This window comes from Nitratireductor sp. CH_MIT9313-5, assembly GCF_037029545.1.
GTDB lineage: Bacteria > Pseudomonadota > Alphaproteobacteria > Rhizobiales > Rhizobiaceae > Chelativorans.
The window spans coordinates 69,032-84,646 of sequence record NZ_JAYMER010000022.1 but is presented as its reverse complement, the minus strand read 5'-3'; the positions used below and the strand labels follow the sequence as shown (position 1 = coordinate 84,646).

Here is a 15,615-nt window from a genome sequence, read left to right as displayed (position 1 = left end):
TTCGCCCCCGCCGCCTGTCAGGCGCGCGCTACGGTTTGCTGACGCCCAAGCGCTGCAAAAACGGTTTTGACGATACCATTGGCATCCAGTCCGGCGTCCGCCACCATCTTTTCCGGCTTGGCGTGATCCATGAACACGTCCGGCATAACCATGGAACGCACTTTCAAGCCATGGTCGAGCAGACCTGCATTGCTCAGGAAATGCAGAACCTGCGATCCGAAACCGCCGACCGAGCCTTCCTCAATGGTGACCAGAACTTCATGATCGGCAGCAAGCTGGCGCAGAAGCGCCTCGTCAAGCGGCTTTGCAAAACGCGCATCGGCAACCGTGGTGGAGAGACCCGCCGCATCCAGCTCGTCAGCAGCCTTGAGGCTGTCGGCCAAGCGGGTGCCCAATGAGAGGATGGCGATCTTGTTGCCTTCCTTCACGATGCGGCCCTTGCCGATCTCAAGCTTCTGGCCGCGCTCCGGCATTTCCACGCCCACGCCGTTGCCACGCGGATAGCGGAAGGCGATAGGGCCAGTATCATGGGCGACAGCAGTCGCGACCATATGCTTCAACTCCGCCTCGTCAGACGGGGCCATGACCACCATGTTCGGCAGGCTTGCAAGATAGGCAATGTCGAAAGCGCCGCAATGGGTCGCACCATCCGCGCCCACATAGCCCGCACGGTCGATGGCGAAGCGAACAGGCAAGTTCTGTATCGCGACATCATGCACGACCTGATCGTAAGCGCGTTGCAGGAATGTGGAATAGATCGCGCAGAACGGCTTGTAGCCTTCGGTCGCCATGCCTGCCGCAAAGGTCACGCCATGCTGCTCGGCTATGCCGACATCAAATGTGCGCTCAGGGAATTCCTTGCCGAAGAGGTCCAGACCCGTGCCCGAAGGCATGGCAGCGGTTACGGCGACAATTTTGTCGTCCTCGCGCGCTTCTTCCATCAGTGCCTGCGCGAAGACCTTAGTATAAGCCGGGGCGTTGGAAGGTGCCTTGGCCTGCGCGCCCGTGATGACGTCGAATTTCGAGACGCCGTGATACTTGTCGGCAGCAGCCTCTGCGGGCGGATAGCCCTTGCCTTTCTGGGTCACGACATGGATCAGCACCGGGCCCTGCCCGTGGTCACGGACATTTTTCAGCACCGGAACGAGGTGCTCCATATTATGTCCGTCGATGGGACCGATGTGGAAGAAGCCCATTTCCTCAAACAGTGTGCCCCCGGTGACATAGCCACGCGCATGCTCCACCGCGCGGGTGATTGCGCGGTCGACATTCTTGCCGAGATAGGAGGAAAGCTTCTTTCCGAAGTCGCGGAAGCCCTGATAGGTGCGGCCGGAAGCCAGACGCGCCAGATAGGCGCTCATCGCACCTTGCGGCGGGGCGATCGACATGTCGTTGTCGTTGAGAATGACGATCAGCCGCGCATCCAGTGCGCCCGCATTGTTCATGGCCTCATAGGCCATGCCGGCGGACATTGCGCCATCGCCGATGACCGCGATGACATTGTTGCGGCCGCCCTGGAGATCGCGCGCCACGGCCATGCCGAGACCGGCGGAGATGGAGGTGGAGGAATGCGCGGCACCGAACGGGTCATATTCGCTCTCGGAGCGCTTGGTGAAGCCGGAAAGACCGCCTTCCTGGCGCAGCGTGCGAATCCGGTCGCGACGGCCAGTCAGGATCTTGTGCGGATAGGCCTGATGGCCGACATCCCAGATGATGCGATCGGCCGGCGTATCGAAAACGTGATGGAGTGCGACGGTCAGCTCCACGACACCCAGACCAGCCCCCAGGTGACCACCTGTCTGCGAGACGGCGTCGATCATCTCCAGGCGCAGCTCGTTGGCAAGCTGCACCAGCTCGTCTTCGCTCAGTCCCTTGAGATCACCTGGCAGCCGCACCTTGTCGAGGAGCGGGGTTTCTGGCTTGGTCACGTTTTCAACCTTCATTCCTGCCGCCCGCATTCTAGCGAGCGGCGTACAATCTTTACTGCGGGTCCAGCGGCTCCACACCGGCAGGCTGACCCTCGCGTGACAGGCGGATCTTTTCCACCTTGTCTTCGGCAGCCTTCAGCAGGCGGTCGCAATGGGCCTTCAACGCTTCACCGCGCTCATAGATGCGGATCGACTGCTCCAGCGGCACGTCGCCGCGTTCCAGATCGTTGACGATGCTTTCCAACGCGTCGAGCGCCTGTTCAAAGCTCATCGCCTTGATGTCGCCATTGGCGTTTTCGGCTTCGGCTTCCATTCACTTCATCCTTTCATCAGGCGGCCAACATGGGCCGCGACAGACAGGGCCAGTCCTTCAAGGTCGTAACCGCCTTCCAGCACGCTGACAATCCGGTTGGAGCAAAAGCGTGCTGCCTTGTCCATGAGTTCTGCCGTCGCCCAGGAGAAGTCATCCTCGGTAAATGTAAGTTCGGCGAGCGGGTCCCGGTAGTGGGCATCAAAACCCGCCGAAATGATGATGAGGTCGGGCGAGAACTGCACCAGGCGCGGCAGGATCACCGAATCCATCGCGTCGCGGAAGGCCACTCCGCCGTCGCCGCGCCTGAGCGGCACATTGCAGATATTGCCAGCACCCGTCTCGCTTTCCGCGCCGGTGCCCGGATAAAGCGGCATTTCGTGGGTGGAGCAGTAGAGCACGCTCGGGTCGTCCCAGAAGATATCCTGGGTGCCGTTGCCGTGATGCACGTCCCAATCGATGATGGCGACGCGCTCTGCTCCATGCTGCTGTTGCGCATGACGCGCGGCGATGGCGGCATTGTTGAAGAGGCAGAAGCCCATGGCCCGGTTCTTTTCGGCGTGATGACCGGGCGGTCGCGTGGCCACGAAGGCGTTGTCGCATTCCCTGTTGAAAACAGCGTCAACGGCCGCCGTGGCGCCACCTATCGCGCGGAGTGCGGCGTCCATGCTTCTCGGGCTGACGCTCGTATCCTCGTCGATCTTCGCTCTCCCCTCGGCAGGAATCGCTTGCTTCACGCGCTGGCGATACTCCTGCGGATGGGCAAGCAGGATCGCATCCTCATCGGCGAGTGGAGCCTCGAAGCGTTCCAGCGGGTCGAAGATGTCGTGAGACAGCACCTTCTCTATTGCCCGCAGGCGATCGGCCCGCTCGGGATGACCGAGGGGGGTGTCGTGTTCCAGACAGTCGGAATGGGTGAAGATGCGTGTGACCATTCAACCGATATATGCGCTGAAGGGGCGTTTGACCACGCCCCTCCTCATAAAGTCACCGCTGGTAATCGTTCAGCGCGATGGCGTGTCAGACGATCTCGGTTGAGGAAATCCTGATGCCGAAACCTTCCAGCCCCACATAATGGCGCTCGCGCGATGCGATCAGCTTGATCGAGCTGATGCCGAGATCGCGGAGGATCTGCGCGCCAAGGCCAATTTCACGCCATTCACTCTCTCGCTGGAGGGCTTCCTGATGGGCTTCGGCCTCACCGCCCATTGGCCGGCGCTGCTGGTGAGCCACACCAAGAGAACCCTCGCGCAGATAGACGAGAACGCCCCTGCCCTCGGTGGCCATGTGCTCCATGGTCTTCTGCAGCCGCGCTTCGCGACCGAAAACATCTTCCACGACATTCTCCGTATGCAGGCGCACCGGAATATCCTCTCCGTCGCGGATATCACCAAACACTATGGCGACATGCTGCATGGCTTCCCAGGGCAGCGTGTAGGCATGGCCGGTGGCCTGACCTGCCGGCGTATCCACCGTGAAGCTGTCGGTGCGCTCCACCAGCGTTTCCTGGCGCTGGCGATAGGCGATGAGATCGGCAACGGTGACCTGCTTCAGCTCATGCTTCTCCGCAAACGCCTGCACGTCGGGGCCGCGCATGACCGTGCCGTCGTCATTGACGAGTTCGCAGATCACACCGACGGGCGGAAGACCTGCCAGTTTGCACAGGTCAACGGCAGCTTCCGTGTGGCCGGAGCGCATGAGAACGCCGCCCTCACGCGCAACCAGCGGGAAAATGTGGCCGGGGCGCACGAAGTCGTCCACGCCGACATTGGGATTGGCAAGATTACGCACGGTCAGCGTACGGTCGTCTGCGGAAATGCCGGTTGTGGTGCCGTGCTTGAAATCGACACTGACGGTGAAAGCGGTCTGATGGGGTGCATCATTTTCCGCAACCATCGGCGTCAGCTGCAGGCGGCGTGCTTCCGCACGCGGCATGGGCGTGCACACAATGCCGGAAGTGTGGCGCACGATGAAGGCCATCTTTTCAGGCGTGCAATGTACGGCCGCTACAATCAGGTCGCCCTCGTTTTCACGCCCGTCATCATCCATGACGACGACGATCTCGCCACGCTCAAAGGCGCGCAGCGCTTCGACTACCTTCTTCTGGTCATATGCCATGTGAAATATTCCTCAGATACGGCCGGTCTGGCCGCGATGGCGCAGATAATGGTCGGCGATCGCGCACGCGACCATGGCTTCGGCGATCGGTACTGCGCGAATACCCACGCAGGGGTCGTGACGCCCCTTGGTCATCACATCCACCTCAGCGCCATCCTTGTCGATGGACTTGCGCGGGGTCAGGATGGACGAGGTCGGCTTCACGGCAAAGCGCGCGACAATGGGTTCGCCGGTGGAGATGCCACCCAGCACACCACCTGCATTGTTGGACAGGAAAACCGGCTTGCCGTCGTCGCCCATGCGCATTTCGTCGGCATTCTCCTCGCCGGTGATGCGGGCTGCCTCAAAGCCGTTGCCGATCTCAACACCCTTCACGGCGTTGATGGACATGAGATTGGCAGTGATTTCCTGGTCGAGCTTGGCATAGATCGGCGCACCGAGACCTGCCGGCACGCCTTCGGCCACGACTTCGATCACCGCACCGACGGAAGATCCGTTCTTGCGGATCGTGTCAAGATAATCGGTGAAGACAGGTACGGAGGCGGGGTCGGGCGTGAAGAAGGGATTTTCGGCACTGCCGATGAAATCCCAGTCCCAGTTGGCGCGGTCGATTTCCTTTTCACCCATGCCAACAAGTGCTGCGCGAACCTTCATGCCGGGCACGATCTTGCGCGCCAATGCACCAGCGGCAACACGCGTTGCCGTTTCTCGCGCGGAGGAACGCCCGCCGCCGCGATAATCGCGCAGGCCGTATTTCACATCATAGGTGTAGTCAGCATGGCCGGGGCGAAAGCGCTTGGCGATCTCGCCATAGTCTTTCGAGCGCTGATCGACATTTTCGATCATCATCGAAATCGGCGTGCCGGTGGTAACAAGCGTGCCGTCTTCCTGCGGCAGTACGCCAGACAGGATTTTCACCTGATCGGGCTCACGGCGCTGGGTGACGAAACGCGACTGACCGGGGCGACGTCGATCAAGGTCCTGCTGGATCTCTTCCTGAGTGAATTCAATACCGGGCGGGCACCCGTCGATGACGCAGCCGATGGCCGGCCCATGGCTCTCGCCCCAGGTGGTGACCCGAAACAGATGACCAAACGTGTTGTGCGACATGAACCCTTCCTCCGCGCCCGCCTTGCGCGTGCTTGTATTTGCCTTCCCTTCCATGGTCAAACCTTGGAAGGGAACTACTTTTGACACAATCGCGCGGGATTAGTGACACTGGATACCGACCGGCACAAGCCGGGCTTTGACAACAGAGGATGAACAATGCGTAGCGCTTTTGCTTTCGCTCTTGCTCTAGCCACTTTCCTTGCCCTTCCGGCAAGTGCTGCCGACACTGACGGCATCGTCCAGAGCGTGGACACGGAGAAGATGACCGTCACGCTTGAAGACGGCCAGACCTACAAGCTACCCGCAGAAATGGATGCTTCCAGCATCGAGGCCGGCAGCATGGTCGTGATCGCCTTCACCGAGGTCGAGGGCACGAAGCAGATCACCGATCTTTTCGTACCGGAATAAGGCTCAAAGCCATTCAAGCTTGCCATCCGAGAGCCGCAGGATCCGATCCTGTGGCACGTCCATGGCAGCAGCTTCATCACCGTCCAATCCTCCGATCAGGTGGAAGACGGCGCGGATGATGCCGCCATGGGTGACGCAGACAGTTGGGCCGTTGAGCTTGTCGAGGAATGTCTTCATTCGAAGGGACATTTTCTCGTAGCTCTCCGCATCGCGACCTGGCGGCATGAACCGCCACTTGTTTGAAGATCGCCCCTCGGTGCAGCCGGGATTGGCTGCTTCCAGCTCGGCGTGGGTGAAACCCTGCCAGTCGCCGAAATGCACTTCCTTCAAAAGCGGGTCGGTACGGTAACCCCGGGCGGGCAGTCCCATGCCGGAACGAATGCGTTCCATGGTTTCACAGGTGCGCCTGAGCGGGCTTGCAACGAAATCGAACTCATCGGGCCGCTGGATCAGCTCGCGCAGCTTTGCGCCGTTGCGATCTGCCTGCTGGCGGCCAAGCGTGTTGATATCCGTGTCGGCCTGTCCCTGCAGCCGGCCTTCAACATTCCAGTCCGTCTGACCGTGGCGGACTATATAGGTAAGCGGAAACAAATCCTGCGCCCCATGGCCGGGCACAGGCCCGGCCTGTTCGAGTTTGGATCAGTCGTCCTTGACGACGGAAATGTCGGGTGCATCGACGGCTTTCATGCCGACGACATGGTAGCCGGAGTCGACATGAAGCACTTCGCCGGTCACACCGCGCGAGAGATGCGAGAGGAAATAAAGGCCGGAATCGCCCACTTCGTCCGTGGTGACAACGCGCTTGAGCGGCGAGTTGTACTCGTTCCAGCGCAGAATGTAGCGGAAGTCGCCAATGCCGGAAGCAGCCAGCGTCTTGATCGGACCTGCCGAAATCGCATTGACGCGAATATTCTTGCCGCCCAGATCAACAGCGAGATATCGCACGCTTGCTTCGAGCGCCGCCTTGGCAACGCCCATGACATTGTAGTGCGGCATGACCTTTTCCGCACCATAATAGGTCAGCGTCAGCATGGAGCCGCCATCACTCATGAGCGGTTCGGCACGACGGGCGATTTCAGTGAAGGAATAGACCGAGATATCCATCGAGCGCAGGAAGTTCTCCCGCGACGTCTCGATATAGCGGCCGTCCAACTCGCTCTTGTCAGAGAATGCGATGGCATGGACGAGGAAATCGAGCTTGCCCCAGCGCTTCTCGATCTCGGCGAACACCGCATCCATGGAATCCTGATCGGTAACATCCAGATGCCCGACCGTGATCGCACCAAGCTCGTCTGCCAGAGGCTCTACGCGCTTCTTCAGCGGCTCTCCCTGATAGGTCAGCGCCAATTCCGCGCCTTCATTGGCGCATGCCTTGGCGATACCCCAAGCGATCGACCGATTGTTTGCGACGCCGAGGATGAGACCCCGCTTGCCGGCCATCAGGCCATTGCCACCTGCCATTGACTCTTCTCCGAACTCGGTTACGGCGCTGCCGTATCGCACAGAGCCGGAAAAGCATCAAGCTTCTACGGCACGCGGAAGGCCGCAACAGGCTCTTTTCATGCCTCCTGGCGGCGGAACAGCGCTTCGAGCTCGGGATCACCACCCTCGGGCAGCATGATGCGAACATGCACGTAGAGGTCGCCCTCACCGCCCGTCTTGAGCGGCAGTCCCCTGCCCTTCAGGCGTAAGGTCTTGTCGGAGCTCGACCATTCGGGGACGCGCACGGCCAGCTTCCCCGTCGGCGTTTCGACGGCAACCTTTGCGCCGAGCACCGCATCCTTGAGAGAGACCGGCAGATCGACATGAAGATCGCGACCTTCAATGCGGTAGCGCGGATGCGGCTTGAAGCGCAGCTTTACAAGCGCATCCCCCCGCTGGCCGAAGGGCGTTTCGCTGCCCTGCCCCTTGAGGCGGATGGTCTGGCCGTCTTCCACATAGCGGGGAAGCTTCACCGCCAGCTTGCGGCCATCGGGAAACTGGGCGGTGACCTTGGCTGCCGTCGCGATCTCCTCGATGGTCACACCTAGCGCGACATGCGTGTCGCCCATCCCTTCGGGCCGTTGCTGCTTGCCGCGCGTCGAGCGCGTGCGCCCGCCGCCACCAAATGCCTGGCCGAATATCTCGCTGAAAATATCTTCGCCACCGAAGCCCGCGCCGTCGGAACCGCCCGCATGGAACTCGAAATGTGAGCTGTGGCCACGGCCGCCGCCGCGCCGGAACCCGGCAAACGGGTCACCATGCGCGCCACCTTCGAAGCCGTGGAAGCGTGGCTTGCCGGTTTCGTCGATCTCACCATTGTCGAAAGCCTTGCGCGACTTTTCGTTGCCTATGATGTCGTAGGCCTGGCTAATCTCGGCGAAACGCTCCTTCGCCTTGGGATCATCCGGACGCTGGTCGGGATGATACTGCTTGGCGAGCTTGCGGAACGCGGACTTGATCTCTTTTTCGGACGCGCCTTTGGACACGCCCAGCACGTCATAAGGGTTTCTCATGCCTCGTCTTGCCTAGCGCGGGCGCTGAATATTGCGCCTCTTCAGGAATTACATTTGGTTTCGCGCACTTATATGCGCATTCTTCGGCGCAAATTCCAGTGCAGCAACAGGTTTCAAAGCTTTTCCAGATGCTTCAGAAACCAGCTTCCGGACGGCAATCGGCAGGCTTCGCCCTGGTAGAGGCTGATGCCTTCGAAGCTTTCGCGGGTGGTGGAGACAGCGCGGCAGGAGGGTGTTTCGCTGGTCGCGATGGATGCAGTCAGAACCCCTCTTGCACCGGTCTCCACGTTTTCCCATTTCAAGCTTTGCGCGCTCGAACCACCTTCTGCAACATTTGTAAGGGCAGAGAGCATGAAGGGAATGTCTTCCGCCATGTTATGCGGAAAGGCAGGCTTTTGCGGTGCGATGGTGCCAGTCGTCAGTTCGCGATCGATGGAGCGTGCCGTGGTTTCAAGACCGCGGCCCGGGCCGACGCAGGCGGCGAGCAGGAGAGCGAGCCCCGCCAGCATGCCCATCTTCGCCACTGCCACAATCATCAGCTTCAGTAGCCCCTTGATTGAAATGTCCCCATAGGCATGCTCTTAAGCCTTCATCCCAGTAGGGACCCACAGGGTAAGGAATTGGTTAACGATGGGTGATTTCACCGAGCGCACTGAGCCTTTTGCGCTGTTTGGCGAGTGGTTGGACGAAGCAAAGGAGACGGAGCCGAACGACCCGAATGCGATGTCGCTTGCAACCGTTGATCCTGACGGCCTGCCCGATGTGCGCATGGTGCTCCTGAAGGGCTTCGATACGCAGGGCTTCGTTTTCTACACGAATCTCGAAAGCGCCAAGGGGCGCGAACTGCTTGCCACCCCGAAGGCAGCGATCTGCTTTCACTGGAAAAGCCTGCGCCGTCAGGTGCGCGTGCGCGGCCTGGTCGAGCAGGTCACCGACGCGGAGGCCGACGCCTATTATGCGACGCGTCCGCGCGGCAGCCGCATTGGCGCTTGGGCTTCCAAACAGTCGCGCCCGCTGGAAAGTCGATTTGCCTTGGAGAAAGCCGTCGCGGAATACACCGCGCGCTACCCTATCGGCGACATTCCACGCCCCGACCACTGGTCCGGCTTCCGCATCAAGCCGGTGCAGATCGAATTCTGGATGGACAAGCCATTCCGCCTGCACGACCGGCTGCTGTTCGAACGCGAAGGTGACAGTTGGAAGACGACGCGGCTTTATCCGTAAGTCGATCACACGCTGCCATCGGCCGCGCCGTGGCGCCTAGTCCGCATCTGACAGCGGCACCATGATCTTGAAGGTGGTGCCGTTATCGCGAACGATTTCTGTCCTGGCACCAAGGGCGGCACTCATCGACTTGATGATGCGCCCGCCCAAGCTCTTGGTCGAAGGCCATTGCACATTTTCGGGCAGGCCCACGCCATCATCAGACACTGCAATGCGCACTGCACCGTCCGGCGTCTTGCCAATGCGCAGACCGATCACACCGTTTTCGCGGCCCTCGAAGGCATGCTGCAGCGCGTTGGTGACGATTTCTGAGACCAGCATGCCCAGATGGGTCGCCAGATCCACCGAGACATAGACCTTCTCGACATGGATATCGGTCTTGATCCGACGATCGGGATCAAGCTCCACCGTCGCCTCGACAATGCTCGACAGGTAGCTGTCGAGTTGGATGCGGTTGTCGGAGACATGCCTGCGGGAGGATTTCTCCGTCAGTTGCTCGTAGAGAAGCTGCAGGCTTTCCACCCGCTGCGACAGACTGTCGAACCGCCCGCCAAGTTCCGGTGGGGCGTTGTGCGCATGCATCCGGATAAGGCTGACCACCATGGCGAGGTGGTTTTTCACCCGGTGCTGTATTTCCTGGAGCTTCAGGTCGGCCGCGACAAGCGAATTGGCGGTTTCGTTCGGATCACCAACCGGCTTCTGTATGCCGACAAAATAGACGATCTCCTGCTTGGCATTACGCAAAGGTGCGAGATGGAGATCGTTCCAGAAGGTCGTGCCGTCCTTGCGATAGTTGAGGAGCGTGATTTCGATCGAACGCCCTTCCTCGATGGCCGCGCGGATTGCCGCGACGGACGTCTTGTCGCTCCGCTCGCCCTGGAGAAAGCGGCAGTTGCGACCGATGACCTCGTCGGAGCTGTAGCCGGTGGTCTGCTCGAAGGCGGCGTTGACGAAGACGAGCGGCATGTCCGGCTGCCGCGGATCGGCAACGGTGATCGACACCGGAAGCTGTTCCAGTGAATAACGGTCTATGGACTCGTCCGTGACCCAGCGTTCGACGATTTCGTTCACCTAGTCCCCGCAAAGCGCGCAGTCGCTGCCGCCTGAAGGACGGCGGCAGAAGTGTTATAAGTGGTGCCTATTGTCGAACGGGCAAGGCCGCAAGGGCAAGAAGTTATTTTTTCTGTGACCGGCTGAGGAACGCCATGAAGGCCTGTCGCGCTTCATCGGACTTCAGCCGCGCCTTGAAATGCTCGCCTTCCTGCTTAATGCGCTCAACAACGGCATCCCGCGGGCCACGGATCAGATCGCGGGCGATGGACAGTGCCTGCGGCGGCTTGGCCGCCAGACGTTCAGCCGCCTCGAACACCGCATTCTCGAGAGCGCCGGCGTCCACCACCTTGTAGATCAGGCCTGCGGCTTGCGCTTCTTCGGCCGGCAGTTTCTCGCCCATCGCCAGCAGCGCGAACGCGCGCTGTGCGCCGAGGCTTTGAGGCGCGATGAGGCTCGAACCAGCCTCGGGAACAAGCCCCAGATCAACGAAGGGCGTGTGGAACTGCGTCTGCGGTGTTGCGAAGGTCAGGTCGCAATGCAGATGGATCGTCGTACCGATGCCCACCGCAATGCCGTCCGCCCCGGAGACGATGGGTTTCTTCGCCTGTGCCAGTGCCAACAGGAAGTCGAAGACCTCGTTGCCGCCTTCCTGACCGGTGGCGACCGCCATGAAGTCGCCCATGTCGTTGCCGGCGGAGAAGATGCCCGGCACGCCGAGCATGACGTGGCAGCGCACGGTGTCATCGCCATCGCCCTCAATCAGCGCGCCTGCCATGGCGGCATACATGTCGCGGGTGATGGCGTTCTTCTTTTCCGGACGGTTGAGGCGGATGACCTGCACCGCGCCGCGACGCTCGATCTGGATGAATTCGCTCAAGACGCTCTCCCCGACTTCAAGCTGCAAAGAGGCTGGCGGCAGCCTTGAGGCTTTCGCCGCCATCGATCACCGCCTGTCGAAGACCGGCGGTCTCGCGCAGATGGTTTTCGGCCAGATAACGCGTAAGGCTTGCCATCTTCGCATCCGAAGCAGAAACCGCGCCGCCTGCAAGCATCGTGGAACCTGCGGCCAGCGCGAAGAGGCGCAGATATGGGGTCGCGCCTGATAGCGCTTTCTCCATTGCACCCTCGCCGGTCTGGCTCATCAGGAAATCGGTGGTTTCCTGCAGATGGTCGAGGCTTTCGATCAGCAGGTTCCCGGTATCGCCAAGCTCGGCCATGTTCGCGCCACGCACGCGCTCTGCGGTCTCGCGCAATTCCTTGATGAAGCCGCGCACATGGTCACCGCCGGATTGAGGCAGCTTGCGCATGACGAGGTCGATGGCCTGAATGCCGTTGGTGCCTTCATAGATCGGCGCAATGCGCGCATCGCGGTAAAGAACAGCGGCACCGGTCTCCTCGATGAAGCCCATGCCGCCATGCACCTGCACGCCAAGCGAAGCGGCCTCAACGCCGATATCGGTGGGGAAGGCCTTTGCGAGCGGGGTAAGCAGATTGGCGCGTTCCTGCCAATGGCGTGCCTCATCACCTTCGCTCAGACGTGCCATGTCGATGGCATGGGCGCAGGAATAGGTGATTGCGCGCGAGGCCTGCGTCATGGCCTTCATGGTCAAAAGCATGCGTGCGACGTCTGGATGTTCGACGATCGGGCTCATGCCGTCGCTCGAAGCGCCCGGCGCGCGTCCCTGACGGCGCTCCTGCGCATAGGCCAGCGCGCGCTGATAGGCGGCTTCGGCAATTGCAACGCCCTGCATGCCAACGGCAAGACGCGCATTGTTCATCATGGTGAACATGCAGGCCAGACCGCGATTTTCCTCACCGACCAGCCAGCCGATGGCCCCCTTTTCCTCGCCAAAACGACCGTCACCATAAATCATGGTGCAGGTGGGGGACGCGTGAATGCCAAGCTTGTGCTCGATGGAAGCGCAGAAGACATCGTTGCGCGCGCCGATGGAGCCGTCATCATTGACCAGATATTTCGGCACGAGGAAGAGCGAGATGCCCTTGGTGCCCTTTGGCGCATCGGGCAGGCGTGCCAGCACCAGATGGACGATATTGTCCGTCATGTCGTGCTCGCCGAAGGTGATGAAGATCTTCTGGCCGAAAATGCGGTAGCTGCCATCCTCGCGGCGCTCGGCCCGCGCGGTCAGCGCATTGAGATCGGAACCGGCCTGCGGCTCGGTCAGGTTCATGGTGCCGTTCCACTCGCCGGAAACGAGCTTTTCCAGATATATCCGCTTCAGCTCCTCGGAAGCATGAGCCTCAACCGCCTCGATGGCACCCTGCGTCAGCGTCGGGCAGAGCGCGAAGGCCATGCTGGCGGAATTCCACATTTCCTGCGTGGCGACCAACAGCGTCATGGGCAGGCCCTGCCCGCCATGTTCCTCGGGCGCTGCAAGCCCGTTCCATCCGCCCTCGCACCAGGCCTTGTAGAGATCGCCCCAGCCCTTCGGCATGGTGACTTCACCATCCTTCCAGACCGCACCCTGCTCGTCGCCGATCTTCGCAAGCGGCACGATCTCCTCGGCGGCAAAACGCCCGGCTTCGGCCAGGATCGCATCGACCAGATCGGCCGACAGATCCCCATAGCGCCCGGCCTCCAGCGCCTGCTTCATGCCGGTGACGTGATTGAGGGTAAAAGCGATTTCATCGACAGGTGCGCGATACATGCGAGATCTCCTCCGAAACAAGCGCCCGAACGCTAGCGGCAGACAGTTGCCGAGGCCAGCGGGGAATGGTGGAAATCTGGATAATTTCTTTTTACGTAAACGTCAAACTATCTGTAGTCTTCTTCACCGCTAAACCTTGCCTTCACGGAACAGATTCTACTACAGATTGTTTGTATCAGTTTCGAGGTGAAACCATGTTCGCAGATTGGCGTGTCGAACGTCTTGTATACCTGCTTACAATATTCGTCATATTAGCGATTTACTCAGGAGGCGCTATGGACCGGTGGGAAGGAGCAATTGGGAGTTTCTTCTCAACCTCCAATGTAGCGACCCTACTCGCTGGTCTCGGTGGAGCATCACTTGGAGGTGTCATTTCGTACGCTACCGCCCGAAAAACATCTAATGAAGTTTTCAAGCGCGATGACGTAGAGCGTCAAGAAGAAGAGCACGCCCGCGCTGTCACCTGCCTTGTCAGCACAATGCAAATTGCCAATCGTATATACACTATTACCCTCGCCCTAAAGGATGTTTCTAATCCGCCCGGAGGTTTTGAACCTTGGCAGATCGTAAAAACCCATACTGGAGAAAATGAGACGAACGTAGCCTACGACGCGAAAGATTTCACCGCGTTCGTAAATGCAGGAACAGCCGAAGTGATCAATAGGTGCTTCCTACTTTCGGAGAGGTGTGGCTCCCTAGAGAAATCATTTATAAGATACAACGAGTTACGGGATGAAATGGAACGTTTTTTGCTGCCATTTAGCACATTTAATCACGGTCACGTCACTACAGCGATACCGACCGCCGCCCGCAACGAGTATCGCTATCGCTCTCACAACCTAAACAACCTCCTTGTGAGCATGCATAGCTACGCGAGCAACGACTTAAAGGAGGCGAAGTCCCTTATCAAACTGATGAACAATACTATTGCGAAAAGATTCAGTGACCGTAATCATCTTCAGCTCAAAGTGGACACCCATCTCAAGACCAAAAATTAACCTCACCCCCGCTCGCGCTCAATCGCTCTCCAACCAATATCGCGGCGGCAGAAGCCTTCGGGCCAGTTGACCTTGTCCACGGCTTCATAGGCTTTTGCGGCAGCTTCCGTGACGGTCTTGCCGCGGGCGGTGACGTTGAGGACGCGGCCGCCACTGGCGGTGAGTTCGCCGCCTTTCATGGCCGTGCCTGCGTGGAAGATTTCGACTTCCGCCGGCTCTGACGCCTCGTCCAGACCGCGGATCACGCTGCCTTTTTCGGCCGAGGCCGGATAGCCGGGTGCAGCCATGACGACGGTCATGGCGGCGTCGTCCCGCCAGCTTGGTGTAATGCCTTCGAGCGCGCCGTCGGCTGCGGCTTTCAGGATCGGCACGATGTCGTCCTTCAGGCGCAGCATCAGCACCTGGCATTCGGGATCACCGAAGCGGACATTGTACTCGATCAGGCTCGGGCCATCGCGCGTGATCATGAGGCCCGCATAAAGGACGCCGGTGAAAGGCGCGCCCATTTCGGCCATGCCGCGCATGGTGGGTTCGATGATCTCGCGCATGGTGCGCTCGACCATGGCTTCATCCATGACTGGAGCCGGTGAATAGGCGCCCATGCCGCCCGTATTGGGTCCGGTATCGCCCTCGCCCACGCGCTTGTGGTCCTGCGCGGTGCCGAAGGGGATGGCCGTCTTGCCGTCGCACAGGCAGAAGAAGCTGGCTTCCTCGCCTTCCAGAAATTCCTCGACCACCACTTCCGCGCCTGCACCGCCGAACGCACCGGCGAAACAGTCGTCGATGGCGGCATAGGCTTCATCCTTGCTCATGGCGATGGTGACTCCCTTGCCTGCCGCCAGACCGTCGGCCTTCACCACGATGGGTGCGCCCATCTTCTCCACATAGGCGCGTGCGGAAGCGGCATCGGTGAAGCGGCCATAGCCGGCGGTGGGAATGGAATATTTCGCGCAGAGGTCCTTGGTGAAGCCCTTGGAGCCTTCAAGCCGGGCAGCAGCGGCGGTGGGGCCGAAAACGGCCAGCCCCGCATCCTGCAGACTGCCTGCCAGACCATCGACCAGCGGCGCTTCCGGGCCGACGACCACGAAAGTCACGCCCTGCAGACGACAGAAATTCACGACCGCCTGATGATCGGCCAGATCAAGCTGCACGCATTCGCCATGGGCGGCGATGCCGGGATTGCCGGGTGCTGCGAAAAGCTTCTCGACCAGCGGGGACTGCGCCATTTTCCATGCCAGCGCATGTTCGCGCCCACCCGAACCGATCAAAAGCACAATCATCGCCTGGCCCCATAGCTTGTCCACA

Annotated in this window: 16 protein-coding genes; 3 read left to right on the top strand and 13 right to left on the bottom strand. The window is 60.3% G+C overall.

What is annotated here, in order from left to right:
- Positions 1 to 17: 17 nt before the first annotated feature.
- The 5 genes from dxs to aroC all read right to left on the bottom strand — a co-directional run bounded on the left by dxs (position 18) and on the right by aroC (position 5,466).
- Positions 18 to 1,943: a 1-deoxy-D-xylulose-5-phosphate synthase gene (gene dxs, locus WA367_RS15800; protein WP_336057733.1), complete on the bottom strand. Its 1,926-nt coding sequence runs from the start codon at positions 1,941 to 1,943 to the stop codon at positions 18 to 20.
- Between the two features lie 37 nt (positions 1,944 to 1,980).
- Complete coding sequence (locus WA367_RS15795) at positions 1,981 to 2,241, bottom strand: exodeoxyribonuclease VII small subunit (protein WP_036481986.1); 261 nt, start codon at positions 2,239 to 2,241, stop codon at positions 1,981 to 1,983.
- 5 nt (positions 2,242 to 2,246) lie between these two features.
- On the bottom strand, positions 2,247 to 3,173 hold the full coding sequence (locus WA367_RS15790; protein WP_336057732.1) for a histone deacetylase family protein: 927 nt from the start codon (positions 3,171 to 3,173) through the stop codon (positions 2,247 to 2,249).
- Positions 3,174 to 3,258: 85 nt separating this feature from the next.
- On the bottom strand, positions 3,259 to 4,356 hold the full coding sequence (gene ribB, locus WA367_RS15785; protein ID WP_336057731.1) for a 3,4-dihydroxy-2-butanone-4-phosphate synthase: 1,098 nt from the start codon (positions 4,354 to 4,356) through the stop codon (positions 3,259 to 3,261).
- A gap of 12 nt (positions 4,357 to 4,368) precedes the next feature.
- Positions 4,369 to 5,466, bottom strand: a complete 1,098-nt coding sequence (gene aroC, locus WA367_RS15780) for a chorismate synthase (protein WP_336057730.1) — start codon at positions 5,464 to 5,466, stop codon at positions 4,369 to 4,371.
- A 156-nt stretch (positions 5,467 to 5,622) separates the two neighbouring features.
- Between aroC and WA367_RS15775 the strand changes: the two genes are divergently transcribed.
- Positions 5,623 to 5,874: a DUF1344 domain-containing protein gene (locus tag WA367_RS15775; protein WP_336057729.1), complete on the top strand. Its 252-nt coding sequence runs from the start codon at positions 5,623 to 5,625 to the stop codon at positions 5,872 to 5,874.
- 3 nt (positions 5,875 to 5,877) lie between these two features.
- On the opposite strand, the gene WA367_RS15770 is transcribed toward WA367_RS15775, so the two are convergent.
- The 4 genes from WA367_RS15770 to WA367_RS15755 all read right to left on the bottom strand — a co-directional run bounded on the left by WA367_RS15770 (position 5,878) and on the right by WA367_RS15755 (position 8,905).
- Complete coding sequence (locus WA367_RS15770) at positions 5,878 to 6,465, bottom strand: histidine phosphatase family protein (protein ID WP_336057728.1); 588 nt, start codon at positions 6,463 to 6,465, stop codon at positions 5,878 to 5,880.
- Between the two features lie 48 nt (positions 6,466 to 6,513).
- Positions 6,514 to 7,335 carry an enoyl-ACP reductase FabI gene (gene fabI, locus WA367_RS15765; protein ID WP_336057727.1) on the bottom strand — a complete coding sequence of 274 codons (822 nt, stop codon included), beginning with the start codon at positions 7,333 to 7,335 and terminating at the stop codon, positions 6,514 to 6,516.
- 98 nt (positions 7,336 to 7,433) lie between these two features.
- A complete protein-coding gene (locus WA367_RS15760; RefSeq protein WP_336057726.1) occupies positions 7,434 to 8,369 on the bottom strand; it encodes a DnaJ C-terminal domain-containing protein in 936 nt (311 codons plus the stop codon).
- A 113-nt stretch (positions 8,370 to 8,482) separates the two neighbouring features.
- Positions 8,483 to 8,905: an RT0821/Lpp0805 family surface protein gene (locus tag WA367_RS15755; RefSeq protein ID WP_336057725.1), complete on the bottom strand. Its 423-nt coding sequence runs from the start codon at positions 8,903 to 8,905 to the stop codon at positions 8,483 to 8,485.
- Between the two features lie 94 nt (positions 8,906 to 8,999).
- Between WA367_RS15755 and pdxH the strand changes: the two genes are divergently transcribed.
- Positions 9,000 to 9,593 carry a pyridoxamine 5'-phosphate oxidase gene (pdxH, locus tag WA367_RS15750; protein ID WP_336057724.1) on the top strand — a complete coding sequence of 198 codons (594 nt, stop codon included), beginning with the start codon at positions 9,000 to 9,002 and terminating at the stop codon, positions 9,591 to 9,593.
- Positions 9,594 to 9,629: 36 nt separating this feature from the next.
- On the opposite strand, the gene WA367_RS15745 is transcribed toward pdxH, so the two are convergent.
- From WA367_RS15745 to WA367_RS15735, 3 genes are all read right to left on the bottom strand, one after another.
- Positions 9,630 to 10,664: a PAS domain-containing protein gene (locus WA367_RS15745; RefSeq protein WP_336057723.1), complete on the bottom strand. Its 1,035-nt coding sequence runs from the start codon at positions 10,662 to 10,664 to the stop codon at positions 9,630 to 9,632.
- Between the two features lie 103 nt (positions 10,665 to 10,767).
- A complete protein-coding gene (locus WA367_RS15740) occupies positions 10,768 to 11,523 on the bottom strand; it encodes a crotonase/enoyl-CoA hydratase family protein (RefSeq protein ID WP_336057722.1) in 756 nt (251 codons plus the stop codon).
- A 16-nt stretch (positions 11,524 to 11,539) separates the two neighbouring features.
- On the bottom strand, positions 11,540 to 13,312 hold the full coding sequence (locus WA367_RS15735) for an acyl-CoA dehydrogenase (RefSeq protein ID WP_336057721.1): 1,773 nt from the start codon (positions 13,310 to 13,312) through the stop codon (positions 11,540 to 11,542).
- Positions 13,313 to 13,377: 65 nt separating this feature from the next.
- Between WA367_RS15735 and WA367_RS15730 the strand changes: the two genes are divergently transcribed.
- On the top strand, positions 13,378 to 14,310 hold the full coding sequence (locus tag WA367_RS15730; protein ID WP_336057720.1) for a hypothetical protein: 933 nt from the start codon (positions 13,378 to 13,380) through the stop codon (positions 14,308 to 14,310).
- A 2-nt stretch (positions 14,311 to 14,312) separates the two neighbouring features.
- On the opposite strand, the gene purD is transcribed toward WA367_RS15730, so the two are convergent.
- Positions 14,313 to 15,590 (bottom strand): phosphoribosylamine--glycine ligase, encoded by a 1,278-nt coding sequence (purD, locus tag WA367_RS15725; protein WP_336057719.1) that lies wholly within the window; start codon positions 15,588 to 15,590, stop codon positions 14,313 to 14,315.
- Positions 15,591 to 15,615 lie beyond the last annotated feature (25 nt).